Raw genomic sequence first — 25,565 nt, forward strand, 5'->3', positions numbered from 1 at the left:
AAAGGGTCGGTTGCTCCAATCCGTTTTGGCAATGCTTACGTAGTGAATCGCCACGTTCGTGACAATCAAGGGCGGTATTTTGCTATACCAAGCAAGAAAGGCAAGTTTTTGCTGAATAAAAAGGCCAGCATAGGCTGGCCTTTGGTCTTTACAGCTATTTAGGAACTGTTTGTCAGGAAATAAATTCGCTTAGCGGCGACGGCGGAATAAGCCTAGACCTAGCAACGCAATTAGCGCGCCAAAGCCAAATGAACCACCATCATCATCGTCTGATGGGGTAGTGCTCGACGGCTCTAACGTAACATCGCGAGAATCACTGAACTTAACGGTGTTGCCCGTAGAGTCTGTCATTTTCTCTTCTAGAACGTACTGGCCTTCCGTTGGTGCTTTGTCGAATTCCACACTCACGCTACGAGCATCAATGTCTGTTTGTGTCAGAGTTGCACTCGCTTCGTAACCATCAGCATCAGACGTTGACGACGCCGCTTGAGTTGCTTCCGTTAGGCTTACCGTCACGATATCACCGACAACTGCGTTTGGTGGCAGACGAACTTCCACTGCTAGGTTTTCACCTGAGCTTGGTAGATCGATGTCTGTATCTGGGAAATCAATCGCGATGATCACAGGATCGTGGTCAGACGCCGAGAACGCATCTTTGTACTTCGGCATATCACCTGTGTACTTGCTGCTGTATTCGAACAAGTTACTTTCTAGTGAGTTGATGTGCCAATCTTCAATCGCCACCACTTTTTGTGCCAAGCTGTTGCTCACCAACGCGTGGTCTAGGTTACCTAGCTCACCAGAGTAGGTGTATGAGAAAGTGTCTGCGCCGTGAAGTACCGTGTTCAGGTTATGGTAACCGTAGCCTTTTTCAATTTTGGTCTTCTCGACTTGAAGCTCACCACCACCAATGGTTGTGTAAGCAGCTGTGTAGATGTCACGGCCGTATTTCTCTTTCGAGTAATCGGTCAGTGTAAGCAGAGGATCTTCCATGCCGTAGGCGTTTAGGTCACCCATCACTAGCACGTCACCTTCAATGCCTTTCAGAGCATCACCCACAACGTTAGCAGCAGAAACACGGAAGTTGTTACAGTTACCTTGCAGATCCGCTGGCTCAGAGTCTTCTACGCCCGCAATCCACTCTTCAATACACTCAGAACCTTTCGATTTGAAGTGGTTAACAACAACAGACAGATCTTTACCTGTCTCTTTCACCGTGAAGGTTTGTAGCAAGCTATGACGTTGGTATTTGTCGTAAGCTGGGTTGCCTTCCGCATCGTCACCACGCGTAATGGTGTTTTCTTCGATGTGCTGTTCCGGCGTCACAATCACTTTCGCAGCTTCTTTTGGCGTCACTTCGTTTGCACGGTATAGGATCGCCACCATGATCGCATCGCTACCAAAGTATTCGTCTTGGTATTTGTCTTGATCCGCGATTTCAACGTAAGTGTAATGATCTTCTGTGTCTTCGATTTCAGCATTCAATGCGTCAACCAAGTTCTTCACTGCACTGCTGTCGCCAAAGCCGTTGTTCTCGACTTCCATCAAACCAATGATGTCAGCGTCCATCTTGTTCATCGCCGCAACGATTTTCGCTTGTTGGATCAGGAACTCGTCTAGGTTAGTCGCACCGCGGTTTTGTCCGGTTGGGTTTTCATGGCCACTGTCAGCCACAGAGTTGAAGTAGTTTAGTACGTTGAAGCTGGCGATACGCAAATCTGAATCCGCAATCGCTGGAGCATCTTTACGAGCCACGTCGAAGCCTTCACCTGAAGTCACGAAGTTGGTGTTATCGACTTCATTGGTCGCAATCAGGCGGTATTCGTTGTAGCTGTAAGCCACGACGCCCTGCAGACCCTCTACTCGCGAACCAAGGCGAATGTGCTGCTCAGAAGAGCCATCTTGGTCTGCATCTTTTGCAAAATCTGGGTAGTAAGGGATTTGGCCGTTTGGTGCTTTGCCATCAGATTCTAGGTATACGCGGTTCGCTGCGTTGTCTTTTGCTAGCTCAACGGCTGCATCGCTCTCTGCTGCGTGCAATTGAGTCGGCTTAAACAATGGCGCTTCATGAGACAACATCATGTTGTTGCGACGTGAATCGTAGTCGTAAGAGAAGTTGCGAGTTACAAACAGGTCACTTGCCGAAGTTAGTTCAACTTGCATGCCTTCATGACGCTCTAGCGCATCACGTAGTGTTTCACCTTCTTTGATAACAAGATCGGTAACTCGAGGAATATCCGATGTGCCTGTTTTCACATAGCTGTTAGCATCAGAAGCTAGCTGAGTATTGCTGTAGTACTCTTGAACTTTACCTTTCACACAAACAACGTCACCAGCTTTTAGCTCCGTGTCTGCCGCATCGGTATGAATGAACAAACCTTCCGAGGTCTTGTCGTTGTTGTCACTTTCTAGTGCTTGTAGGTAGAAACCTTTGGTTAAGCCAGTGGTAACAGCAGTCACGACACCAGTTACGAAATGATCTTCGTCAGTAATGTATGGGTAACCATCAATGAAAGGAGACGTATCGCCTTCACCTTGAATATCTTGGATGGTAGTGAAGTTAGGTTGTTGACCATCTACTTCACAAGCGAATGGTGCTGGTGGCTCAGTCGCATTCAACTCACCAAGGCCGTCAATGTTGTCTTTCTCAAATGCCGTCCACTGAGATGCATCATAAGTAGCAGAAGGGGTTAGTGCATCACTGTTACGAACTAATGTGGTGTCTTTACCAAAGTCTACGTCACCCATCACACCGATGATATCGTGCACTTCACCATCTTTAATCAGTGCAATTGGGTCGTCACCGTTAAAGTTCGTGACGCTTTTCTCCGTATGATCTGCAACGGCTTTGATGGCGTCACTCGCGTCACCATGAGCTAATACATACACTTGATTAGCTTGTAGCGTCACTTGGCTAAGATCGAGTGTGCTACCCCAAGTACCACCACCGTTTGATGATTTCGCTAGCTCGTAACCAGTTAGCGTTACCGCTGCATCGCCTGTGTTCGCGATCTCTACTGCTTTGTTGTATGAACCACCTTCTACATACTGAGAGATGATAATTTCTGCGTTAGCGTTAGCACTAAGTGCGCTAGCAATCGTCAGTGCCAGTAAAGAGGGTTTGATTAACGTATCCATTGTCGTACCTGATATTTATTTAAATGCAAACTAAGCCCTAAGCAGAGCCCACCATTTGCGCCTACTATCAGGTTTATTTATGAAATAAATAAGAAAGACCAGTAAAAGCCGTGAAATAAATCACATGTGGATACGTAAAATTATGCCAGGGCTGTTCATTTAAACAGTTTTTGTAACAAATACAGTAACTAAACCAATAAAGGGCTAGAATTAGACTTATTACTCAGTTTTATATTTCTCAACATGTTATGTGAATATCTGGATATTTATTTTGAATTCACTTGATTCTAGTAACCCAAACCAAATATTAATTAATGCTAATTTAGAATAACAAAACTTATTATTTCCTTCCTTTTTACCGTGTGAATCAAAATAAGCTTTCTGGCTATTTAAGCCTGTTAAGTTCAAATTTTTATAAATCAAACATCATTTTCACCACGCAATACTAGCCAAATCCATAATCACTCGTTATAAAACCCGCAAGAGACAGAGAACAAGGTCTCCAATAACGACTATCAGGATAAGAAAATGAAACGATTTCAGCAGATTGCGCTAGCCTTTTCGGCTTCAATGTTAATGGCGGGGTGTCAATTGACCTCGAGTGAGCCCATCGAGCCAAGTACCTCTGAACATCTGGTCGAAGTGGCTAAGCAAGAACTCAGTGAGTTCGAAATGTTTAAAGTAAGTGACAATGGCTTAATCACCTATACCGCCCGATTGCCTGGCCCTGGCTACTATTGGAAACCCGCAAGGATAAAAGAAATCAGTTATGAAATATCATGTATTGAGTTGAGCTATTTCGTCGATCGCGGGCTCGTCGTAAAGTCCGAGTTCTTGGGAAAAAGAGGACGTGTGGAGTATTACGATATGGAACGCTGCGAACAAGACACTCCATTCCAGTAATACAAGTATAAAAAAAGCTCCACCGATGGTGGAGCTTTTCAATTCTGAATGCTCTTTAGCAACTATGGGCGAGCAACAAAACCTACTGCTTCGTACGCTTTCTTCAACGTTTCAGCCGCACGTGCCGATGCTTTCTCAGCGCCTTGCTTCATCACTTCGTTCATGTAAGCGCGGTCAGCACGGATACGGTGGTATTCAGCTTGAATAGGCTCAAGCATAGTAACTAGAGCTTCACCAACGTCTTTCTTGAATGGACCGTACATTTCAACGCCTTGGTATTTCGCTTCAATCTCTTCAAAGCTCATACCTGTTGCCGCAGAGTACAGACCCATTAGGTTAGAGATACCTGCCTTGTTGTCCCAATCGTGAGCGATACGAGGTGGTGTTTCTGTGTCAGTTTGCGCTTTGTTGATCTTCTTAATGATCGACTTAGGCTCTTCCAACAGCGTGATAACGTTCTTACGGTTGTCATCAGATTTAGACATCTTCTTCGTTGCGTCTTGAAGGCTCATTACACGCGCGTTTACCGTCGGAATGTAAGGCTCTGGCACTTGGAAGATTGGCTGCTCTGGTGAGTAGATGTTGTTAAAGCGGTTAGCAATATCACGCGCTAGCTCTAGGTGTTGCTTCTGGTCGCTACCTACAGGCACTTGGTGCGCGCCGTAAAGCAGGATGTCTGCCGCCATCAGTACTGGGTAGTCAAACAGACCCACGTTTACATCACCAAACTGGCTTGAGCTGTCGTTTGAGTAACGTGCAGATTTGTCTTTAAACTGCGTCATTCGACCCAGTTCACCCATTTGAGTGTAACAGTTAAGAAGCCAACCAAGTTGAGCATGCTCTGGTACGTGTGACTGAACAAATAGCGTGCTCTTCTTCGGGTCAACACCAACTGCCAGACAGATCGCCAGTGCGTCTAGAGTCGCTTCATGCAGCGCTTTAGGGTCCTGACGAACCGTAATAGCGTGAAGGTCTACCACACAGTATTGGCAATCATAATCGTCTTGCATCTGCTGCCATTGACGTAGAGCACCCAAGTAGTTACCGATACTTAGTTCACCTGAAGGTTGAACACCACTCAATACAATGGGTTTGCTCATTAGAATGATTCCTTTGACTTCTTAATCTAATTAAATGAAAAAAACCGTGCATTAATAGGTGCACGGTTTACTCAGTGTACTCATTAACGAGTATTTTGGAAGCTCTTTTGTAGCCGTTATGCAGAAACCGCTACAACGTCCAATAATTCTGCCAAACTGTCAGCGACGAAATCTGGATTTGATGCAGAAATAGGTTCACCGTGGTTGTAACCATATGTCAGACCAAATGAGGCGCAACCTGCGTTCTTCGCTGCAAGAATGTCGTTTTTCGAGTCGCCAACCATCAGCATTTCACTAGGTTGGATTTGGTGTTTTTCCATCAGCCAGTTCAGTGCGACTGGGTTTGGTTTTTTCTGTGGGAATGCATCACCGCCAAGAACATCAACGAAGTATTTTGCGATGTCGTGCTTTTCCAAAACGTCAGGCACAAACTTTGAAGGTTTGTTGGTCACCAACGCCATAACAAAACCCGCTTTGTGCAGCTCTGCTAGTGTCTCTTTTACCGTTGGGTAGAGGTGACTTAGCTTGTGACCGCTTTGCTCGTAGTAATCATCAAACAGTACACGCGCTTTTGCACGAAGCTCTTCGCTCAACTCTGGATTGATAGTCAAGCTTTGGCTTAGTGAGCGTCCAATCAGCACGTCTGCACCGTTACCGACATAGTCACGAACCTGCTCTTCTGAAACAGATGGAAAACCAAGTGCTTGAACGGCTTGGTCTGCCGCAACCGCTAGATCCGGCACGCTATCAAGCAAAGTACCGTCTAGGTCAAAGGCAATGAATTTAATGTCTTGTTGAGTCATAACTTCCCTGAAGATTTTTATTTATAAATCGGTGAAAACGACAAAGGATGGCACCCCATCCTTTGTTTTTATCATTATGTCTGACTTTGCAGTAACTGTTTGTTTATTAACTTGTTTAGCAATTACTTTACAGCAATACGCTGACGAACCGCTTCAAACAAACAAATACCTGACGCCACTGATACGTTCAAACTTGAAACGCTGCCAGCCATTGGGATCTTAATCAAATCGTCACAGGTTTCGCGAGTTAGACGACGCATACCGTCACCTTCTGCACCCATTACGATAGCAAGAGGACCCGTCAGTTTTGCTTGGTAGATGTCGTGCGTTGCTTCACCCGCAGTACCAACAAACCAGATACCTTGCTCTTGCAGTGTACGCATAGTACGAGCCAAGTTGGTCACTCGGATCAATGGCACGACTTCAGCTGCACCACAAGCCACTTTGCTTACGGTTGCGTTCATCGGTGCAGAACGATCTTTCGGTACGATGATCGCCGCTACGCCAGCTGCGTCTGCATTACGTAGGCAAGCACCTAGGTTGTGTGGATCCGTCACGCCATCCAATACCAATAGTAGCGGTGATTCATGCTGCGCTAGGATGCCATCAATGTCATTTTCGTTAAGCTGTTTCGCTGCTTTAACACGAGCAATGATGCCTTGGTGATTAGCACCGTGTGCTTTGTCGTCTAGCGTTTTACGAGTCATTTGTTGAATCGAAACACCACAAACCTGAAGATCATTCAGGATTGGCATTAGACGATCGTCTTGGCGGCCTTTTAGGACGTATGCTTCGATAAAACGCTCTGGTTCGCGTTCTAATACGGCTTTCACTGCGTGAATACCGTAAATAAATTCGTTACTCATTGTTTAACCTGTTGTTCTGGTCGTCTTGCCTTCACCAATCTACTCCTTTTCGGACTAGATTGGCGCTTCAGCCTACTCAGCGTCGCTCTTAGTACGCTTAGTCTTTCTCGGCTTACTATGTGGCTTTTTCTTGCGTGCTTTCTTCGGCTTTTTCGTACCTTCAGCGTCACCGCGTTTCGCGCTACCTTTGCGAGCACTGCCTGCTTCCGCAGGTTCTGGGTGCTTGGTCGGTTCAATCATCGGCTTCGCGCGAGTACCGCCTTTGGTTGCCGCACGCTTTTTCTCTTTTGCTTTGCGTTTGGCATCTGCTGCGCGTTTCTTCGCAGTCTTACCTTTGCCGCGTAGCTTACGGCTTGTTTCGATTAATTCAAAGTCAATTTGCTTGTCATTTAAGTTAACCGCAAGCACTTTCACTTTCACCGCATCGCCTAGGCGATAGATGTTACCGAAGCTTTCACCGATAAGTCTTTGACCAATCGGATCAAATTGGTAGTAGTCGTTCGCGAGCGTCGAAATGTGCACCAAACCATCAATATGCAGCTCAGTCAGACGAACAAAGAAACCAAAGCTGGTTACGTTAGCAATAACACCATCCAACTCGTCGCCAACATGGTCTTGCATGTATTCACACTTCAACCAATCAGCCACTTCACGAGTTGCGTCGTCTGCACGGCGCTCTGTCATCGAACATTGCTCACCGTAGAAGTCCATGTCGTCAAACGAGTAGTGGTAACCGCCAGTTGGTGTCCAACGATCTTGGTTGCGACCTTCTTCTTTAGCAATCAGGTACTTGATTGCGCGGTGCAACAGCAGGTCTGGGTAACGACGAATTGGCGACGTGAAGTGTGCGTAACGTTTCAGCGCTAGACCAAAGTGACCGGCATTGTCTGCGTTGTAGACCGCTTGCTTCATTGAGCGCAGCAACATGGTTTGAATCAGTTCTTTATCCTGACGTTCTGCGATCTGTTTTACCAAATCAGCGTAGTCGGTTGGTGATGGCTCTAGACCACCTTTAAGATCCAGACCTAGCTCACTGAGGAAGTCACGGAAACCTTGCAGGCGCAGTTCACCCGGAGATTCGTGAACACGGTACAACGCTGGCTCTTTTGCTTTCTCAACGTAAGACGCTGAAGCGATGTTCGCTAAGATCATACATTCTTCGATGATCTTATGTGCGTCGTTACGAATTACCGGCTCGATGCTTTCAATCTTACGATCCGCATTGAAGATAAACTTAGCTTCAACGGTTTCGAATTCAATCGCACCACGGTTATCACGCGCTTCTTTAAGTACTTTGTACATCGCGTGCAGCTCTTCAAGGTGAGGAACGACAGCGTGATAACGCATGCGCAGCTCTTCATCCCCTTCTAGAATCGCACCCACTTTGTTGTAAGTCAGACGCGCATGCGAGTTCATCACAGCTTCGTAGTGTTTATAGCCTGATAGCTTACCGGTGTCAGAGATGGTCATCTCACATACCATACACAAGCGATCAACCTGAGGGTTAAGTGAACACAAACCGTTTGATAGCACTTCAGGTAGCATTGGCACAACTTGCGATGGGAAGTATACCGAGTTACCACGGTTGATGGCTTCTTTGTCCAGCGCAGAGTCTGTACGCACGTAGTAACTTACGTCAGCAATTGCGACCCATAGGCGCCAACCGCCACTCTTTTTCTTCTCACAGTAAACAGCATCATCAAAGTCACGAGCGTCTTCGCCATCAATGGTTACTAGCGGCAAGTCACGTAGATCGACACGGCCTTCTTTTGCTTCTTCTGGAACTTCTTCGCCCAGATTTTCGATCTGTTTATCGACGGCTGCTGGCCAATCGTGTGGAATTTGGTGGGTACGGATTGCTATTTGCGTTTCCATGCCCGGCGCCATGTTCTCACCAAGAACTTCAACCACTTTACCCATCATGCCACGTGAGCGAGAGCCGCGATCAGTAATCTCAATAACGACCACGTTACCCATACGAGCACCTGCTTTGTGCTCATTTGGGATCAGAATATCTTGGCTAATGCGAGAGTCATCTGGCACAACGTATGAGTAGCCGTATTCAAGGAAGAAACGCCCCACGATCTGCGTGTTACGCTCTTCTAAAACACGAACAAGACGACCTTCACGACGACCACGCTTGCTGTTGTCAGTTGGTTGCACCAACACGTAGTCACCGTGGATGATGTGCTTCATCTGGTGATGCGGCAGTACAATGTCATTATCCTTGCCGACACTGCCTTCTGGACGAACCCAACCATGGCCATCTTTGTGACCAATTACGTAACCTTTCACCATCTCAAGTTTTTCTGGCAACGCGTAACACTGACGGCGCGTAAATACGAGCTGACCATCACGCTCCATTGCGCGCAGTCGACGGCGTAAACCTTCGTAATGCTCTTCACCTTCAAGTTTTAGCGCTTCAAACAAATCATTGCGATTCATCGGTACGCCCGCTTCTTCTAGAAACTCAAGAATGAACTCTCGGCTTGGGATTGGATTTTCGTAATTTTTGGATTCACGATCTGCGAAAGGATCGTTTGGAATATTGTCTGACATAGGCACGCCTATCTAGCAAGGAAGGTATAGAGCTAGTATATCCGAGTCTCTCGATAAGCTACAGAAATTGCTTTAAAAAAGAGTGTCAGTGAGAAGATTTATAGAACGTTAAAAAGGCTAAGGACGGGTAAGTAAGATCAGCAGTTCAGAATTATCACTTAATAGCTCTTCAATCGTGCAGCCATCTAATTCAGCCAAAAACGCCATTTTCGCTTTCGCTAGCTTTTCTTTTAGACGACATGCCGGCGTGATATGGCAAAATTCCACAGAACAATTCACCAAATCTAATGGCTCTAAATCACGCACCACACCACCGACAGTGATTTCTTGCGGCGCTTTCATCAAACGAATACCACCATTTTTACCGCGCACCGTATGCACATAACCAAGCTGACCAAGACGGTTAATCACTTTCACCATATGGTTACGTGATACACCAAATAAATCAGTCACTTCGGTAATATTTGTCAGCTCATCTTTTGGCAATGAAGCCAAGTAAATCAAGGTTCTGAGCGCATAATCGGTAAAGCTAGTTAACTGCATGTTGCTATCCTCTGTAGTAGCAAAATTGTAATTCTTTTCTTGATCGAAAGATACATTTGAGATACAACTTTAAACATGCATTACAAATACAACTTTAAATAGGAAGCCATTATGCTCAGCAACCAAACCATTGATATCGTGAAAGCAACCGCACCACTTCTTGCTGAAACCGGTCCGAAGTTAACGGCACACTTTTACGATCGTATGTTCACCCATAACCCTGAGTTGAAAGACATTTTCAACATGAGTAATCAGCGTAATGGTGACCAACGTGAAGCTCTATTTAATGCAATCTGCGCTTACGCAACCAACATCGATAACCTACCAGCACTGCTTGGTGCAGTAGAAAAAATCGCCCATAAACACACCAGTTTTATGATCACCAAAGATCAGTACCAAATCGTTGGTACACATCTACTTGCGACGATCGACGAGTTGTTCTCTCCGGGTCAGGAAGTGATTGATGCATGGGCAGAAGCTTATGGCGTGCTGGCCAATGTATTTATTCAGCGTGAAGAGCAAATCTACCAAGAGAATGCAGCACTGCAAGGTGGCTGGCGTGGCCTGCGTGAATTTGAGTTGGTGGGCAAGCAGCTTGAGAGCGAAAACATCTGTAGCTTTGTTTTCAAACCAACCGATGGTGAAGTGGTTTCTGAGTACAAACCTGGTCAATACCTAGGTATCTACATCAACAGTGATAAGTTCGAAAACCAAGAGATTCGCCAATACAGCCTATCCTCTGCGGTTCAAGAGAACACTTACCGTATCTCGGTAAAACGTGAAGAAGGCGGTAAAGTATCGAACTTCCTTCACGATGAGTTGAGCATCGGCGATAAGGTGCAACTTGCGGCACCTGCGGGTGATTTCTTTATGGATGTGGACGCGGCTACACCGGTTGTTTTGGTATCAGCGGGCGTTGGTCTAACTCCGACTCTATCAATGCTTGAGAGCCTTTCTGAGCACCAAGCACCAGTCACATGGGTACATGCTACAGAAAACGGTCAACAACACGCATTCAAACAGCACGTAAACCAGCTCGTAAATGCTAAAGAGAACATGAACTCGTTGATTTGGTACAACCAACCAACAGCAGAAGACAAGATTGGTGAAGACTTCCACTTCACCGGTTTCGTCAACTTAACTGAAATTGAAGCAGCCCTTAAGCAAGACAACGTACAAGTCTACTTCTGTGGTCCTGTTGGCTTTATGCAGCACGTCGCGAAACAATTACTTGAGCTTGGCGTAGCGCAAGAGCAGTTCCATTACGAGTGCTTTGGTCCACACAAAGTCGTTTAATCGCCTGCAATTACGCTTCGGGAAAAACAACAAAGCCCACATGATGTGGGCTTTGTTGTATGTATTGGCAGAGCTTTATGAAGTTACTGGTGTTTTAAAAGTACACCTACCAGAAGGTGTCGCGGCGCTTAGCGCGCGCAATAATGTTTTGTGGCATGCGTTGCTCAAGACCGTTTCTCAGCATCGCAATACGTTTGTGCTTTCTTTGATCGGCAGTCACCGAATTATAAAGCCAACGGTAGGCATCTTCGTAATCCAAAGGGCTACCGTAATCACGCAGCAATAGCTCAGCAAGATGAATACGCGCATTTAAGTTGCCCATTGCCGCCGCTTCTCGCAGGTATGGGATTGCACGTTCTTTATCTTGTTGGACTAAAGTACCGCGAGAGTAATAGCGACCTAGCTGCTCTAGTGCAGCTGGCAAGCCTTGGTGGGCTGCGTTTTCCATGTAGTACAGACCGAGCTCTACGTCTTGCTCTACACATACGCCCCACGCCAACATATCGCCATAAAGGAATTCATAAGACGGCAAGTTAATGCGCGTCGCACGTGCCACGATATCTTCCACTAGCTGGCAGTTATCAGCGCGCACGCGTTCTAAGTGCTTATTCTGCTCAATAAGCTTAATAAGCTCTGCTTCGGTGTAGATGGGGACAGGCGCCCCTACATCGGCAACATCTGCCCAAGCCGATGTCGCACTCAGCATCAATAACAGTGAAGCAGCCACTGTTCGTAACTTCATAAATGTACTCTTTAAGGTATCTAAGAAACCAAAGATCAGCCAAGGATCTCCTCTGCTTGATAACCTTATCGGCAAAGGTCAGTTAAGCTTTAGGCAATTTTTGCCTCCTACTTAAGCTTAACGGCAAATATTTGCCACGGCGAGTCGCATTTTTCGGCAGTGAACCCAACTCACAGATACAAAAAAACCGGCTATAAAAGCCGGTTTTTATAATCTCTAACGAGTATCGATTAAGCTTCGAATGGGTGAACCTTAATGATAGTTTCGTTACGGTCAGGACCTGTAGAGATGATGTCTACTGGCACGCCAGTTAGCTCTTCGATACGCTTGATGTAATCTAGAGCAGCTTGGGGTAGCTCTTCGATTGATTTCGCACCGAATGTGTTCTCAGACCAACCTGGCATTGTTTCGTAGATAGGCGTTGCTTTTTCGAATGCTTCAGCAGCCATCGGAGAAACTTCTAGCGTAGAGCCATCTTCCATCTTGTAACCAGTACAGATTTTTAGCTCTTCTAGACCATCTAGTACGTCTAGTTTAGTTAGACAGAAACCAGATACAGAGTTGATTTGGATTGCACGACGCATAGCAACAGCATCGAACCAACCAGTACGGCGTAAACGACCTGTTGTCGCACCGAACTCGTGACCAACTTCACCTAGGTGTTTACCTACTGGATCTTGCTTGTCTAGACCGTCGTATAGCTCAGTCGGGAATGGACCTGCACCAACGCGAGTACAGTAAGCTTTCGCGATACCAAGGATGTAACCGATGTGACGAGGACCGAAACCAGAACCTGCAGCAACACCACCAGCAGTCGTGTTAGAAGAAGTTACATACGGGTAAGTACCGTGGTCGATATCAAGTAGAGTACCTTGTGCACCTTCGAACATGATCTTGTCGCCGCGCTTACGTGCTGCGTCTAGTTCGTCAGTTACGTCGATAACCATTGAAGTTAGTAGTTCAGCGTAGCCTTTCGCTTGCTCAAGTACTTCTTCGTAGCTTACTGGCTCAGCTTTGTAGAAGTTAACTAGTTGGAAGTTATGGAATTCCATTACTTCTTTTAGTTTCTCTGCAAAAGTAGCCATATCGAATAGGTCGCCAACGCGTAGACCGCGACGAGCAACTTTATCTTCGTATGCTGGACCGATACCACGACCCGTTGTACCGATAGCTTTTTTACCGCGAGCGATTTCGCGAGCTTGGTCCATTGCAACGTGGTAAGGAAGAATTAGAGGACATGCTTCAGAAATGAAAAGACGTTCGCGTACTGGAATGCCGCGCTCTTCAAGAGGTTTCATTTCTTTAATTAGAGCTTCAGGCGATAGTACAACACCGTTACCGATAACGCATTTTACGTTATCGCGAAGGATACCTGATGGAATTAAGTGAAGAACGGTTTTTTCACCGTCAATTACAAGTGTGTGACCTGCGTTGTGACCGCCTTGGTAGCGTACCACGTATTTTGCATCTTCAGTTAAAAGGTCTACAATTTTACCTTTACCTTCGTCACCCCATTGGGTGCCTAGAACGACTACGTTATTTCCCATCTTTCCAAGTCTGATTGCTAGTTAAAAATGGATTCTAGCACCGAATCACTCTTCTTGCAGTCATTTTTGTTCACAGAGTTGATACTAGAATGCAAACATCACCGATGTTGTTCATTTCGAAATCACTACATCACTGATAATATTTACCTTTCTTAAATCCACAAGGAATCGCAATGTCTGAGTCAATTTGGCTAGCGATAGGGCTAGTATTGATTGTTGAAGGGATTGGCCCTCTGGTCGCCCCAAATGGCTGGCGCAACATGGTTGCCCAACTGAGCGAGCAACCCGATAACCATCTGCGTCGCATCGGCGGTTGCTTGGTCGTAGCCGGCGCTGTGATCGCTATCATGATGAGTTAATCACTCTATCACCCCAACTCTGACCTATCTGGCCGTTAGCAATAAGCGCAGCAAGAAATAGATACAAAAAAGGCTCCATAACGGAGCCTTTTCAATTTGCTTGAACGCGGAGCTTATTTCGCTTCTGCGCCTTTCGCATTGTTCATGTATTGGAAGAATTCACTCTTCGGATCCAGAACAAGGATGTCACTCTTAGAGCTGAACGATTTCTCGTAAGCTTTTAGAGAACGTAGGAAGCTGAAGAACTCAGGATCTTTGTTGTACGCATCTGCGTAGATCTTCGCAGCTTCTGCATCCGCTTCACCTCGTGTTACACGAGCTGTTTTGTCTGCTTCAGCAAGAATCGTTGCTACTTCAAGCTCAGCTTGTGCGCGGATTACTTCTGCTTTCTCACGACCTTGAGAACGGTGTTTACGAGCTACCGACTCACGCTCTGCACGCATACGACGGTAGATAGATTCACTGATCTCATCTGGTAGGTTGATCTTCTTCATACGGAAGTCAACGATACGAACACCCAAGTCTTTCATTGCGCTGTCGCGCGTGTCTTTCAACACTTCAGACATGATTAGGTCACGTTCGCCATCGATTTCCAATGCTTCTCGAGCTGCCTCTGTGCTCACTTCATCACTGCTTGCGTCTTCTGGAAGTACGTCGTTATTACGTGGACCAGATACGATTTGCTTGATTTCACGAGAACCGATTTCTGCACGTAGAACGTCTGTTACTTTACGCTCAAGAAGCGCTTCAGCAGTCAGCGTGTTACCGCCGCCAGTTGCCAAGTAGTAACGACCGAAATCTTCAATACGCCACTTCACGTAGGTATCGATGATTACGTCTTTTTTCTCAGACGTTACGAAACGGTCAGCACGGCCGTCCATTGTTTGGATACGCGCATCAAGTGTTTTTACGCGGTCAAACAAAGGCATTTTGAAGTGCAGGCCCGGCTCGTAAATACGAGTGATGTCGTTGTTGTCTTTCAAGACACGACCAAATCGAACCACAATACCGCGGTCACCTTCAGGAATCACAAACAGTGACATCAGCATTAATGCCAGTGCGATTACCAGTACAGGGATCATTAACTTACGCATTCTTAGTATCTCCCTTGACGTGTACCAGTTGAACGAGACTGCGAGCTCGAAGTGTCTTCTTGCGTACGCTCAGATTCCAATTGGATATGGTCGTACGTTGAAGTCGATTTCGATTTACGTTTAGTGTCTGTTTGACCATCTTGACCAGCCAACTTATCAATTGGAAGGTAAAGAAGGTTGCCGCTAGATTCAGAGTCAATCAGCACTTTAGATGTGCTTGAGTAAACTTCTTCCATCGCGTCTAGGTACAGACGGTCACGAGTTACACCCGGTGCCGCTTGGTATTCAGGCAGTAGTTTTTCAAACTGAGCTACTTGACCAAGTGCTTCGTTAGTTACACGCTCGTTGTAACCTTGCGCTTCTTTCTTCAAACGCTCTGCACGACCAGTTGCTTTAGGCAAGATTTCGTTCTTGTAAGCTTCTGCTTCACGGATGAAACGCTCTTCATCCTCACGTGCTGCGATTGCGTCATCAAACGCATCTTTAACTTGCTCTGGTGGACGTGCAGACTGGAAGTTGACGTCAACAATCACGATGCCCATATCGTAGCTATCGATGATTTGGTTCAGAGTTTCTTGTGTTGTTTGACGGATTTGCTGACGACCACTTGTTAGGATGCTATCCATCAGTGAGTCACCAATTACCGCACGTAGCGCAGAATCCGTTGCTTGACGCAAGCTGTCGTCCGCATTGGTTACGCGATATAGGTATTTGTATGGGTCAGCAACACGGTATTGAACGTCCATCGCTACCGTTACTACGTTTTCATCTTTAGTCAGCATTAAACCAGATGCACGTAGCGAACGAATCGCTTGCACGTTAACCGCTTCGTATTCGTCGATAAAACGAGGACGCCAGTTCAGACCTGGGTCTACGATACGGTCGTATTTACCTAAACGCAGCACAACACCGCGCTCTGCTTCACCGATGGTGTAAAAGCCAGCGAAGAACCACACCGCAATCGCGATAACTGCAATGACACCAAAGCCAATCGCACTACCACCACCGCCGATAGGTGAACCACCACCGCCGCCTTTTTTACCAAATTTGCCACCCAGCTTTTGACTCAGTTTGCTGAACACTTCATCTAAATCTGGCGGACCTTGATCTCGGCCACCAGGACGCTGGCCACCACGATTATTATTACCCCAAGGGTCATTATCGCGGCCATTGTTGCCGTTGTTATTTCCAGGCTCATTCCACGCCATTAGAAAGCTCCATCATTTGATATGACGTTATACTGTAGCAGTCCTTTAAGTGACTATAAAGTCGACTAAAACTGCCCCTTCTCTTTTTTCAAGTCTAGACCAATCTACCTGTTGCATTCGAATATTGATCAACAAGTTACCTTCCTGGTCATATTCCTCACGTTGAATACACTTCATTTGGAAGAATGTACTACGGAATCGTCCTTGATACTGTGGAGGAATTCGCAACTGATGCTCAACCATTTGCGACGCTAAACGCTCGGTCAGCGCGTCAAACAGAAGATCAATGCCTAATCCGTCCATCGCGGAAACCCAGACCGTACGAGGCACGCCTTCCTCATCACGTTCTATACGTGGTTTCTGCTCTTCTAGATTGTCAATCTTGTTCATTACTACGAGTGTCGGCACTTCATGTGCGTCGATCTCTTCTAAAACTTCATGAACAGCTTGAATATTCTCACGAAAACGCTCGTCACTGGCATCAACAACATGTAACAAAATGTCAGCTTCTTGCGTTTCCTGCAAGGTTGCTTTGAAGGCCGCAACCAAATCGTGAGGCAGGTGTCGGATAAAACCAACGGTATCTGCAAGTATCGCAGGTCCTACGTCTGCTAACTCTATCTTACGTAAAGTTGGGTCAAGAGTAGCAAACAATTGATCTGCCGCGTAAACGCCAGCTTCTGTAATACGGTTGAAGAGTGTCGACTTACCCGCATTGGTGTAGCCCACGAGAGAAATCGTTGGGATCTCTGCTCTGTTTCGGGCACGGCGCCCTTGTTCACGCTGCTTCGCGACTTTTTCAAGACGACGAAGGATAGCTTTGATTCTGTCACGCAATAAACGACGGTCGGTTTCTAACTGGGTTTCACCTGGCCCACGTAGACCGATGCCGCCTTTCTGCCTTTCAAGGTGCGTCCAACCGCGAATTAAACGAGTAGAAATATGACGAAGTTGGGCTAGCTCTACTTGCAGCTTACCTTCGTGTGTTCGTGCTCGTTGAGCAAAGATATCGAGGATGAGACCGGTGCGGTCGAGGACTCGACATTTGCACAGCGCTTCGAGGTTACGTTCTTGGGCAGGAGAGAGGGAGTGATTAAAAATCACAATTTCAGCACCAGTTAATTGTACCGCAGTAGCAATTTCTTGTGCCTTACCCTCTCCGACATAGTATTTCGGGTGTGGGGATTGACGACTGCCAGTCACAACTTGCAGCGCCTCTACCCCAGCGGAAGAAACCAGCATTTCAAATTCAGCCAGATCTTCCCATTCACCTTCTTGCGTGAAGTTGATATGAACAAGTACGGCTCGCTCACCGGATTCATAACGGTCAAACAAGCAATCAACTCCTTATTTTTGCAATACTAAATGAAGAATTAATCTTCAGATTTCTCTTGTGGACGATCACCTTGAGGACGATCACCACTGTGGTGGCTCACTGGGCGAGCCGGAACAACGGTAGAGATTGCGTGCTTGTACACCATTTGATTTACAGTGTTTTTCAGCAGGATCACGAATTGATCGAAAGATTCGATCTGACCTTGTAGTTTAATACCGTTCACAAGGTAGATAGATACCGGGATACGCTCACGACGTAGCGCATTTAGGAATGGGTCTTGTAGAGATTGCCCCTTAGCCATTTTATTTTCCTTATTTAATTTGTAGTTGTAATTATTTAGCTAGTGGTGCAATGCAAAAGATACTGCTTTTGCATCTGAGCTAAACGAATCAAAATGCACCCTAAGTAATTAGCAGCATAGTATAAAAACCGCCAATAACAGATCCTTTGAGAGTGCGTTCACGCAAAAACGATCACATTATACACAGCTATCTCAATCAGATGCTATTGCTTCTGACATAGTTTCAAGTGCCTGTTCAATGTTATCGCTATCCAACCAAGTTAAATCATTCCAGCTGCGTAACCAGGTGATTTGACGCTTGGCCAATTGACGAGTTGCACAGATGCCACGAAAAACGGCTTCGTCGCGGGTGCAGTCCCCGTCTAAGTACTCCCACATCTGTCTGTAGCCCACGCAACGGATAGAAGGAAGATCAGGGTGAAGATCTTTGCGCGCATACAACGCTTTCATTTCTTCTTCAAAACCCGCTTCCATCATCTTATCGAAACGCAGCTCAATTCGACGGTGAAGTTCTGCCCTGTCCTTGGGAGCTATTGCAAACTGTTTGACTCGGTAAGGCAAGCTGTCGCCTTTCGTTTGAGTCAACTCAGTAAGAGTTTTACCTGAAATGCGGAATACTTCCAATGCCCTAGATAAACGTTGAGGATCGTTTGGATGAATTCTCGCAGCTGATACAGGATCAATCTCTTTCAGCTCATCGTGCAACACCGACCAACCTTTAGTCAATGCCTCTTGCTCAATTTGCTGACGAATTTCAGGATTTGCAGCAGGAAGAGGTGATAAGCCTTCAAGTAACGCTTTGTAGTACAGCATTGTTCCGCCGACTAATAACGGAATTTTTCCTTCTGCAACAATGTCATCCATTGCCTGTAGTGCATCACGACGGAAGTCCGCCGCAGAGTATGATTCGTTTGGATCAAGAATATCGATAAGACGATGCGGTGCTAGACTTAGCTCTCGCTCATCTGGTTTTGCTGTGCCGATATTCATGTCTTTGTAGATCAACGCCGAGTCCACGCTGATGATCTCAACTGGGTATCTCTGGCGAAGTCGAATCGCTAGCTCTGTTTTACCTGATGCTGTTGGCCCCATTAGAAATAGCGCCAAAGGTAGTTTGTCTGTCATGGTCTTAATTTGGCAATCGTGGCAGAGAAATCAACAGCAGACACAAATTTTGTATCTTCTAATGGCAATTGACCATGTCTTAGCTGTTCAAGTTCCGCAATAATTTGAATGGCTTCGGAAAGAGTATAGTGGCTCTTAACGGTGGTGACCTGCAAAGCAAGCCAATCTATCAGCTCTGATAGCAGCTGAACCGTTGCCACCTCTCCTCTCACGCGAGTTTGCGCGTAAGATAACAGATCTGGTATCAAATTTTGTAAGTTTTGTTGACGCAGTGGTGATGGCACACCCATGACCATCAAAGCTTTGTCATTTCGAGCTTTCAGTTGAATGCCCAACTGCGCAAAATCTTGCTGATAATCGCGCGCAAGCTCAACTAATTCCGGCTCTAACTTAACGGATAATGGAACCAACAGTGGCTGAGCTTTTAACGCTCCGTCACTTGGTGTGAGCTGACCTTTGGTCCGATAAAATTCAGCTCTTGGCAACGCGACCAAAGCTGCACCACTATCGCTGCTCATCAATACATACTGTTCGTCCACCACGGCTAAAGCTTTGCTGAGTGCCGTAACGGGAGAGAGTTCTGTCTCTGTTGGTACACTTACAGCCTCTCTGATCGTTTCAGTTTGAGGCTCAAAATCTGGCGTTTGAAGCAATTCATGATAAGCGCGCACTTCTTGTTTACTTGGCGCAGGCTCAGCATGACGTTGTTCTCTGTTAGAACTTGGTTTAGGCGCAGGTTTTGACTCAACCCAATCTGTTCGTCTGAAAGAGTCTGCCGGACGTGCTTCTCGCACAGAAGAATCACTTGGTGCCCTATCGCGAGGTTTCGCTTCATAGTCTGAACGCCCCGGATAAGCTGGAGTGTTATCAATCGCTTGATAGACTTGCTCTGGCACAGGAGAATTCACAGGCTCTGGCGCGCTGACTGGTTCTTGATTTGCCGTGCTCGCCTCAAAAGATTCAACAGGGTCGGCATGGTGGAACGCGGATTCGTTGACGTGGGGTTTATCAATCACCGAGCTTTGTGCCAGAGCATCTGCTAGAGCTTGATAAATAAAGTCATGCACTAAGCGGGCTTGATGGAAACGCACTTCATGCTTGGCTGGATGCACGTTAACATCCACTTGGTGCGGGTCGAGCTCAATAAACAAGACATACGCGGCGAACTGATCCGGCTTTAAGCTGGTTTCATAGCTTTGACGAATCGCGTGATTGATCAATTTGTCACGCATCATACGCCCATTCACGTAACAGTACTGTAAGTCGCTCTGCTGTCTCGCCCCTTCTGGCGTGGTGATCCAACCATGAAGCTTGAGACCTTGATGCTCCAATTCGATGCGTAGCATATTACGCACAAAAGCATTGCCACATACCGCAGCAATGCGCTTTTCAGTTTGAAGCTGGTTCTTTGCCGCGCGGTATTGGCGAATCATTTTGCCGTTGTGGCGAACATTGATAGTGACATCAAAGCGACTTAACGCAATGCGCTTTAGCAGCTCGTCGATGTGAGCAAATTCGGTTTTCTCAGTGCGGAGGAATTTACGGCGTGCGGGCGTGTTAAAGAACAGATCTAAGACTTCAACCGAGGTACCGATTGGGTGTGCCGTCGGCTGAAGCTTAACCTTCATGTCACGCCCTTCCGAGTAGGCACTCCACGCTTGTTCTTGCGCTGCCGGGCGAGAAGTCATGGTTAAGCGCGACACAGAGCTAATACTCGCTAACGCCTCACCGCGGAATCCCAAACTCATGATGGCTTCTAGATCGTCCAATGTGTGGATCTTAGAAGTAGCATGGCGACTCAACGCCAGACCTAACTCATCTTTCACAATCCCTTTGCCGTTATCGCGCACGCGAATCAGCTTGGCGCCACCTTTCTCGATATCAATATCAATACGAGTCGCGCCAGAGTCGAGACTGTTCTCTACCAGTTCTTTCACGACAGAGGCGGGTCTTTCAACCACTTCCCCTGCCGCGATTTGGTTTGCCAGTCGAGCTGGCAAAATCTTGATGGTCATGATGAGTTATCAGCTCACTTATTTGTTTGGAATGATCAGCACCTGCCCAACCGCTAGTTCATCAGAACGTAAGTTGTTCGCCTTACGAATACTTGACACGCTAACGCCATACTTCGATGCAATCTTACCTAGGTATTCACCGCGAGCAACCTTGTGCTTGCGGATTGGTTTGTCTTTCACTGCGACAGTGATCTTCAACTTCTGGCCAACCCAAACCGTATCTGATTTCAGATTGTTCTCACGGCGAATATCCGCAATTTTCACTTTATAGTGACTGGCAATCTTGCCAAGGAACTCTCCGGATTTAACCGTGTGTGTGATCGTCTCAGTTTCAACGGTATTTGGCTTGTTCGGAATAGAAACCGACGCTGCACCAGAACCAGGAATTTTCAGTTTTTGACCAACCGCCAAACCACTCGATTTAAGCTTGTTCGCACTCATGATCGCTTTGGTCGACGTACCGTATTTCTGAGCAATCACAGACAGCGATTCACCACGCTTCACAGTATGAATCGATGGCTTAGCAGAAGACGAGAACACCGTGCCTTCTGGCGGGTTGTCTTTCAGATATTGTACAACCGCTTTGGTGATAGCTCGTGCTAACTTGTCTTGGTGCGCACGTTGGAACAATAACTTCTCTTCCGTTGGGTTCGAGATAAAACCCGTTTCAACCAGAACTGAAGGGATTTGCGGAGAACGCAGAACCGCCAAGCTGGTATTGATTGGCTTCGAGTTATGCAAGCGAGCAACTTTACCCATTTCGCCAAGAATGTTGGTTGCTAGCTTGTAGCCTTCTTTCTGCGAATGGCTGAACTGAAGATCCAACAATGTTTGGTTCACGTTACGATCATTAGTGTTGCTAACAAACGCCGTACCCGACCCGCCAAGCAACTCAGATTGTCTCTCGTGGTTTTCAACCCAACGTGAAATTTCTGTGTTTGCACGACGCGTGTTCAATACGAATACCGAACCACCACGAGGTTTTGGAGAGGTGAACGCATCAGCGTGAATCGAAATCAGCAGGTGGGCATTGTTCTCACGCGCAATCGCCACACGGCGGTTGAGGTTAACAAAGTAGTCGCCAGTACGAGTCATACGAGTTTTGATACCGGGAACTGCATCTAACTGAGCCGAGATCTTACGAGAAATGCTCAGCACCGCATCCTTTTCATATTTACGACGCGATGGGCCGATTGAACCAGGATCTTCACCACCATGACCAGGGTCGATGACAATAAGAATTTCTTGTGCGCGCTTCACCGAGCTCATGTCTTTACTTGGTGTTGCTGGGGTACTTGGTTTTGATGTACTGGTTGCTGCTGTCGATGTCTTCGCGCCATGTGGTAAGTCAATAACCAAACGGTGGCCATATTGCCCAGTTGGCTTTAGCGTAAAGAGTTCAGCTTTAACGTTCTTCTTGAGCTCAAATACCAAACGGTATGTACCTTTGTTCGGTGGAGAACTCTTACGAACCCGCTTTAGAACCGGGCTGTCAGTTACGGTGACAGGCAATTTGGCTTGCATCGTGGTGTTTTTAATATCCACGACTAGGCGGTCTGGTCCAGACAGAGAAAAATAGGAATAATCTGCTTCCGAGCTCAAATCGATGACGACACGAGTCTCATCTGGTGAAGGCCAAACTCGGAAACTTTTTACGACGTTAGCAAATGCTAAATTGGGGATGATAAGGAGAAAAGTGGCGACAAACGCCGCCACTACTCTAAATTTAGGAAGACTCAACATAGCTCCAATCGACTGAGTAACTGCACACCATATTCATTGTTCGCCGTTAGTTCGGCTACACGCTGCTCGCCTTGGTAACGAATGTCCACATCAAGATCTGGTTGTGGCAGCATTCCTTGCCCTTTCTCTGGCCATTCCACCAAACAAATCGCATCATCCGTGAAGTAGTCTCGAATCCCCATGAATTCCAACTCTTCCGGATCCGCCAATCGGTAAAGATCAAAATGGTAAACTTGCCACTTATCTAGCTGATAAGGTTCAACCAAAGTATAGGTCGGGCTTTTTACATTTCCTTGATGGCCAAGAGCACGGACAAAACCACGACTGAAGGTTGTTTTACCCGCACCCAGATCACCGTGCAGATAAATGGTGGTTTGTTGAGAACAAAGCTGAGCCAATGCGGTACCTAGTGCTACCGTTTCATGCTCATCTTTAAGATTAAATTGTTTCGTGCTCATTGATGTTTCTCTAACTAATGATCGTTGACTATATAAAAATCAAAAGAACAGGAATAGTAAACTGTGTTGGTTTTGAGAGACAAGCTCTCAAATGTCATATATGCGAAAAAATGACCAAAAAAGACAAATCCTAATTACCTGATTCTATTGAATGCATAAGGAAAATTGCTCATGCCCACGTCAACTTTTGCTGACTTTGTTTCAAAATACTTATCTAGACTTTCTGGTAGCACCAATTCATAAGATCCGGTAAGATCCGCCCCCCTTTATCTCGGTGATAAAACATGAACTTCGAACAACTCGCTCAACAAATCAAAATTTGGGGTAAAGAGCTCGGCTTTCAAAAAGTCGGTATCTGCGATGTTGATCTTAGTGAACATGAAGCGGCTCTGCAAAAATGGCTTGATGCTGGCTATCACGGTTCAATGGATTGGATGGCTCGTCACGGCATGATGAGAGCCAGACCCAGTGAACTTCTACCGGGAACCGTACGTGTCATCAGCGTGCGCATGGACTATCTGCCACCTGAAGCTAAGTTCGCTTCCAATTTGGCAAACAAAAACCATGCTTACATCAGTCGCTACGCGCTTGGTCGTGATTATCACAAGTTGGTGAGAAAGCAGCTTAATAAACTTGGCAAACTTATTGAGCAAGAAGTCGGACAATATGGCTATCGCCCCTTTGTCGACTCAGCCCCTATCCTTGAACGCCCACTCGCTCAAAAAGCCGGGTTAGGCTGGACAGGTAAGCACTCACTCATTTTAGATAAAGACTGTGGTTCATGGTTCTTCCTTGGCGAATTACTTATCGACTTGCCATTACCTGTGGATGAACCAAGCGTCGATCAATGTGACAAGTGTAAAGCATGTATCACATCCTGCCCGACGCAAGCTATCGTTGACGATAAAATCGTAGATGCACGGCGCTGTATCTCTTATCTCACGATCGAATTTGATGGTGTTATCCCTGAAGAGTTCCGCAAACCGATGGGGAACCGTATCTACGGATGCGACGATTGTCAGTTAGTTTGTCCATGGAACCGATACGCGGAAGTCACCGTTCAAGAAGACTTTCACCGCCGTGATAGTTTTGAAGACCCAGATCTCGTTACTATGTTTGAATGGGATGAGGCAACCTTCCTAAAACAAATGGAAGGGTCTGCGATCCGCCGAATTGGCCACTTACAATGGTTGCGTAATATTTCTGTCGCACTTGGTAATGCAGAATATAGCCAAAAGGCCATTGACGCCTTAGAGAGCCGTCGTGGTGAAAGTGAATTACTAGATGAACATATCAATTGGGCTCTAGAGCAGCAATTCAGCCAATTCCCTACCAACGAATCAGACTCTATCGAGACGAAGAAGAAACGCTTAATCAGAATCGTCGAAAAAGGCCTTCCAAGAGACGCCTAACGCGTAGCTCATATGCAAGAGATTGAAAACACTTTTTACATGTTCAATTCATGACCTTGTTCTCAATTCTGAAATGTGGAAAAAAAGTCAAGACTCGAAAGATTTCAGGGAAGAGAAAAAAGTTAAACACAACCTGAAGAAATGATTAGGATCAAAAAAATACAAATTAATGATCCTGATTTAACGCACCCGATCCGCAATAAAATCAACTTTCCCCATAAATAACATGCACTTATGCCGCAAGGGGAAGTTTTTATTGTTGTCGAATAAAGAAAAGATCTTTCTTTGCAGCCCTTTAAACCCAAGCTGAAAACACTTTATCAACCAACTTATCCACAGAATGACGTCTGTGGATAACTCTGTTAATTAAAGGGCAGAAAGCACTCCGAACACCAGATAATTCGTTGCTCAGACAAGTCGTCTCATGTTTAAAACACAAACGAAATCGTCCGGCATCGACTGATGCGGATTAAAATATGATTTTCAGGGGTTCATGCTTCGCAGCATTATGAAAAGAGCGATATGAATTGGTTGCGGGAGCCGGATTTGAACCGACGACCTTCGGGTTATGAGCCCGACGAGCTACCAAGCTGCTCCATCCCGCGTCCATGTATCACTGCTTTAAGCAGTAATAAGAATTGGAACGACACACGAAGTTCCCTATCCATAACAGAAAGGCGTAACCTCAACCTTGGTAAGTTTGCTCTGTAAACGAGCGAGTGTCGCAATTCATCGTTAAGCACAATGAAAGCTATAAAACTGGAGCGACACACGAGGTTCGAACTCGTGACCTCAACCTTGGCAAGGTTGCGCTCTACCAACTGAGCTAGTGTCGCAATGTCACTGTTAAGCACAATGAGGGCTATCAAAGTGGAGCGACACACGAGGTTCGAACTCGTGACCTCAACCTTGGCAAGGTTGCGCTCTACCAACTGAGCTAGTGTCGCATATCACTGTTAAGCACAATGAGGGCTATCGCTTTCTACCTTGAGAAAAGTGGAGCGACACACGAGGTTC

The 25,565-nt window shown here is 46.3% G+C and carries 20 protein-coding genes and 3 tRNA genes; 4 read left to right on the forward strand and 19 right to left on the reverse strand.

All coding sequences use genetic code 11. The features are described 5' to 3' along the window. Window positions 1-189: 189 nt before the first annotated feature. Complete coding sequence (locus KIT90_RS23915) at window positions 190-3,138, reverse strand: ExeM/NucH family extracellular endonuclease (RefSeq protein ID WP_285379086.1); 2,949 nt, start codon at window positions 3,136-3,138, stop codon at window positions 190-192. A gap of 528 nt (window positions 3,139-3,666) precedes the next feature. Between KIT90_RS23915 and KIT90_RS23920 the strand changes: the two genes are divergently transcribed. Next, complete coding sequence (locus tag KIT90_RS23920) at window positions 3,667-4,041, forward strand: hypothetical protein (RefSeq protein ID WP_041060829.1); 375 nt, start codon at window positions 3,667-3,669, stop codon at window positions 4,039-4,041. A gap of 62 nt (window positions 4,042-4,103) precedes the next feature. Here the strand turns inward: KIT90_RS23920 and trpS are convergent, their stop codons facing one another. The 5 genes from trpS to nsrR form a co-directional block, all read right to left on the reverse strand. After that, window positions 4,104-5,141 (reverse strand): tryptophan--tRNA ligase, encoded by a 1,038-nt coding sequence (trpS, locus tag KIT90_RS23925; protein WP_005432761.1) that lies wholly within the window; start codon window positions 5,139-5,141, stop codon window positions 4,104-4,106. A gap of 116 nt (window positions 5,142-5,257) precedes the next feature. Further along, window positions 5,258-5,944 carry a phosphoglycolate phosphatase gene (locus tag KIT90_RS23930; RefSeq protein WP_285379087.1) on the reverse strand — a complete coding sequence of 229 codons (687 nt, stop codon included), beginning with the start codon at window positions 5,942-5,944 and terminating at the stop codon, window positions 5,258-5,260. 122 nt (window positions 5,945-6,066) lie between these two features. Continuing rightward, on the reverse strand, window positions 6,067-6,810 hold the full coding sequence (gene rlmB, locus KIT90_RS23935; RefSeq protein WP_285379088.1) for a 23S rRNA (guanosine(2251)-2'-O)-methyltransferase RlmB: 744 nt from the start codon (window positions 6,808-6,810) through the stop codon (window positions 6,067-6,069). 72 nt (window positions 6,811-6,882) lie between these two features. Continuing rightward, the gene (gene rnr / locus KIT90_RS23940) at window positions 6,883-9,369 is read right to left on the reverse strand and encodes a ribonuclease R (RefSeq protein WP_009703491.1); all 2,487 of its coding nucleotides are present in this window, start codon (window positions 9,367-9,369) and stop codon (window positions 6,883-6,885) included. A gap of 117 nt (window positions 9,370-9,486) precedes the next feature. Further along, window positions 9,487-9,912, reverse strand: a complete 426-nt coding sequence (nsrR, locus tag KIT90_RS23945) for a nitric oxide-sensing transcriptional repressor NsrR (RefSeq protein WP_005451426.1) — start codon at window positions 9,910-9,912, stop codon at window positions 9,487-9,489. Window positions 9,913-10,023: 111 nt separating this feature from the next. Here nsrR and hmpA point away from each other — a divergent pair, with 111 nt between their 5' ends. After that, a complete protein-coding gene (hmpA, locus tag KIT90_RS23950; protein ID WP_005451424.1) occupies window positions 10,024-11,208 on the forward strand; it encodes an NO-inducible flavohemoprotein in 1,185 nt (394 codons plus the stop codon). 106 nt (window positions 11,209-11,314) lie between these two features. Here the strand turns inward: hmpA and KIT90_RS23955 are convergent, their stop codons facing one another. Both KIT90_RS23955 and KIT90_RS23960 read right to left on the reverse strand, forming a co-directional pair. Next, entirely contained in the window at window positions 11,315-11,950 is a 636-nt protein-coding gene (locus KIT90_RS23955; protein WP_005451422.1) for a tetratricopeptide repeat protein, read from the reverse strand. Between the two features lie 230 nt (window positions 11,951-12,180). Then, window positions 12,181-13,497 carry an adenylosuccinate synthase gene (locus KIT90_RS23960; protein ID WP_005451418.1) on the reverse strand — a complete coding sequence of 439 codons (1,317 nt, stop codon included), beginning with the start codon at window positions 13,495-13,497 and terminating at the stop codon, window positions 12,181-12,183. A 173-nt stretch (window positions 13,498-13,670) separates the two neighbouring features. On the opposite strand from KIT90_RS23960, the gene KIT90_RS23965 reads away from it, so the two are divergent. Beyond that, window positions 13,671-13,856: a DUF2065 domain-containing protein gene (locus KIT90_RS23965; RefSeq protein WP_005432777.1), complete on the forward strand. Its 186-nt coding sequence runs from the start codon at window positions 13,671-13,673 to the stop codon at window positions 13,854-13,856. 113 nt (window positions 13,857-13,969) lie between these two features. Here KIT90_RS23965 and hflC read toward each other — a convergent pair whose 3' ends face one another. The 8 genes from hflC to tsaE form a co-directional block, all read right to left on the reverse strand. Then, the gene (gene hflC, locus KIT90_RS23970; RefSeq protein ID WP_005438334.1) at window positions 13,970-14,950 is read right to left on the reverse strand and encodes a protease modulator HflC; all 981 of its coding nucleotides are present in this window, start codon (window positions 14,948-14,950) and stop codon (window positions 13,970-13,972) included. A gap of 2 nt (window positions 14,951-14,952) precedes the next feature. Then, complete coding sequence (gene hflK, locus KIT90_RS23975) at window positions 14,953-16,158, reverse strand: FtsH protease activity modulator HflK (protein ID WP_045412746.1); 1,206 nt, start codon at window positions 16,156-16,158, stop codon at window positions 14,953-14,955. A gap of 45 nt (window positions 16,159-16,203) precedes the next feature. Next, entirely contained in the window at window positions 16,204-17,493 is a 1,290-nt protein-coding gene (gene hflX, locus KIT90_RS23980; protein ID WP_005438331.1) for a ribosome rescue GTPase HflX, read from the reverse strand. Window positions 17,494-17,531: 38 nt separating this feature from the next. Beyond that, window positions 17,532-17,795 (reverse strand): RNA chaperone Hfq, encoded by a 264-nt coding sequence (hfq, locus tag KIT90_RS23985; protein ID WP_005438329.1) that lies wholly within the window; start codon window positions 17,793-17,795, stop codon window positions 17,532-17,534. Window positions 17,796-17,987: 192 nt separating this feature from the next. Beyond that, window positions 17,988-18,920 carry a tRNA (adenosine(37)-N6)-dimethylallyltransferase MiaA gene (gene miaA, locus KIT90_RS23990; RefSeq protein ID WP_285379089.1) on the reverse strand — a complete coding sequence of 311 codons (933 nt, stop codon included), beginning with the start codon at window positions 18,918-18,920 and terminating at the stop codon, window positions 17,988-17,990. Continuing rightward, on the reverse strand, window positions 18,917-20,935 hold the full coding sequence (gene mutL / locus KIT90_RS23995; RefSeq protein WP_285379090.1) for a DNA mismatch repair endonuclease MutL: 2,019 nt from the start codon (window positions 20,933-20,935) through the stop codon (window positions 18,917-18,919). The genes miaA and mutL overlap by 4 nt, the downstream gene beginning before the upstream one ends. 18 nt (window positions 20,936-20,953) lie before the next feature. Further along, complete coding sequence (locus KIT90_RS24000) at window positions 20,954-22,678, reverse strand: LysM peptidoglycan-binding domain-containing protein (RefSeq protein ID WP_285379091.1); 1,725 nt, start codon at window positions 22,676-22,678, stop codon at window positions 20,954-20,956. Continuing rightward, on the reverse strand, window positions 22,672-23,136 hold the full coding sequence (gene tsaE / locus KIT90_RS24005) for a tRNA (adenosine(37)-N6)-threonylcarbamoyltransferase complex ATPase subunit type 1 TsaE (protein WP_005438321.1): 465 nt from the start codon (window positions 23,134-23,136) through the stop codon (window positions 22,672-22,674). Before tsaE ends, KIT90_RS24000 begins: the two co-directional genes overlap by 7 nt. A 284-nt stretch (window positions 23,137-23,420) precedes the next feature. Here tsaE and queG point away from each other — a divergent pair, with 284 nt between their 5' ends. After that, on the forward strand, window positions 23,421-24,548 hold the full coding sequence (queG, locus tag KIT90_RS24010) for a tRNA epoxyqueuosine(34) reductase QueG (RefSeq protein ID WP_285379094.1): 1,128 nt from the start codon (window positions 23,421-23,423) through the stop codon (window positions 24,546-24,548). 528 nt (window positions 24,549-25,076) lie between these two features. On the opposite strand, the gene KIT90_RS24015 is transcribed toward queG, so the two are convergent. The 3 genes from KIT90_RS24015 to KIT90_RS24025 all read right to left on the reverse strand — a co-directional run bounded on the left by KIT90_RS24015 (window position 25,077) and on the right by KIT90_RS24025 (window position 25,495). After that, a tRNA-Met gene (locus KIT90_RS24015) sits at window positions 25,077-25,153 on the reverse strand. A 155-nt stretch (window positions 25,154-25,308) separates the two neighbouring features. Further along, window positions 25,309-25,384: transfer RNA gene (locus KIT90_RS24020), tRNA-Gly, on the reverse strand. Between the two features lie 35 nt (window positions 25,385-25,419). After that, window positions 25,420-25,495, reverse strand: a tRNA-Gly gene (locus tag KIT90_RS24025). Window positions 25,496-25,565: the final 70 nt, after the last annotated feature.

This window comes from Vibrio sp. B172a, assembly GCF_030248355.1.
Classification (GTDB): Bacteria; Pseudomonadota; Gammaproteobacteria; order Enterobacterales; family Vibrionaceae; genus Vibrio; species Vibrio owensii.

Coding starts and splice junctions, on each gene's coding strand:
- KIT90_RS23915 (WP_285379086.1), bottom strand. CDS start 3,138: ATGGATACGTTAATCAAACCCTCTTTACTGGCACTGACGATTGCTAGC.
- KIT90_RS23920 (WP_041060829.1), top strand. CDS start 3,667: ATGAAACGATTTCAGCAGATTGCGCTAGCCTTTTCGGCTTCAATGTTA.
- trpS (WP_005432761.1), bottom strand. CDS start 5,141: ATGAGCAAACCCATTGTATTGAGTGGTGTTCAACCTTCAGGTGAACTA.
- KIT90_RS23930 (WP_285379087.1), bottom strand. CDS start 5,944: ATGACTCAACAAGACATTAAATTCATTGCCTTTGACCTAGACGGTACT.
- rlmB (WP_285379088.1), bottom strand. CDS start 6,810: ATGAGTAACGAATTTATTTACGGTATTCACGCAGTGAAAGCCGTATTA.
- rnr (WP_009703491.1), bottom strand. CDS start 9,369: ATGTCAGACAATATTCCAAACGATCCTTTCGCAGATCGTGAATCCAAA.
- nsrR (WP_005451426.1), bottom strand. CDS start 9,912: ATGCAGTTAACTAGCTTTACCGATTATGCGCTCAGAACCTTGATTTAC.
- hmpA (WP_005451424.1), top strand. CDS start 10,024: ATGCTCAGCAACCAAACCATTGATATCGTGAAAGCAACCGCACCACTT.
- KIT90_RS23955 (WP_005451422.1), bottom strand. CDS start 11,950: ATGAAGTTACGAACAGTGGCTGCTTCACTGTTATTGATGCTGAGTGCG.
- KIT90_RS23960 (WP_005451418.1), bottom strand. CDS start 13,497: ATGGGAAATAACGTAGTCGTTCTAGGCACCCAATGGGGTGACGAAGGT.
- KIT90_RS23965 (WP_005432777.1), top strand. CDS start 13,671: ATGTCTGAGTCAATTTGGCTAGCGATAGGGCTAGTATTGATTGTTGAA.
- hflC (WP_005438334.1), bottom strand. CDS start 14,950: ATGCGTAAGTTAATGATCCCTGTACTGGTAATCGCACTGGCATTAATG.
- hflK (WP_045412746.1), bottom strand. CDS start 16,158: ATGGCGTGGAATGAGCCTGGAAATAACAACGGCAACAATGGCCGCGAT.
- hfq (WP_005438329.1), bottom strand. CDS start 17,795: ATGGCTAAGGGGCAATCTCTACAAGACCCATTCCTAAATGCGCTACGT.
- miaA (WP_285379089.1), bottom strand. CDS start 18,920: ATGACAGACAAACTACCTTTGGCGCTATTTCTAATGGGGCCAACAGCA.
- mutL (WP_285379090.1), bottom strand. CDS start 20,935: ATGACCATCAAGATTTTGCCAGCTCGACTGGCAAACCAAATCGCGGCA.
- KIT90_RS24000 (WP_285379091.1), bottom strand. CDS start 22,678: ATGTTGAGTCTTCCTAAATTTAGAGTAGTGGCGGCGTTTGTCGCCACT.
- tsaE (WP_005438321.1), bottom strand. CDS start 23,136: ATGAGCACGAAACAATTTAATCTTAAAGATGAGCATGAAACGGTAGCA.
- queG (WP_285379094.1), top strand. CDS start 23,421: ATGAACTTCGAACAACTCGCTCAACAAATCAAAATTTGGGGTAAAGAG.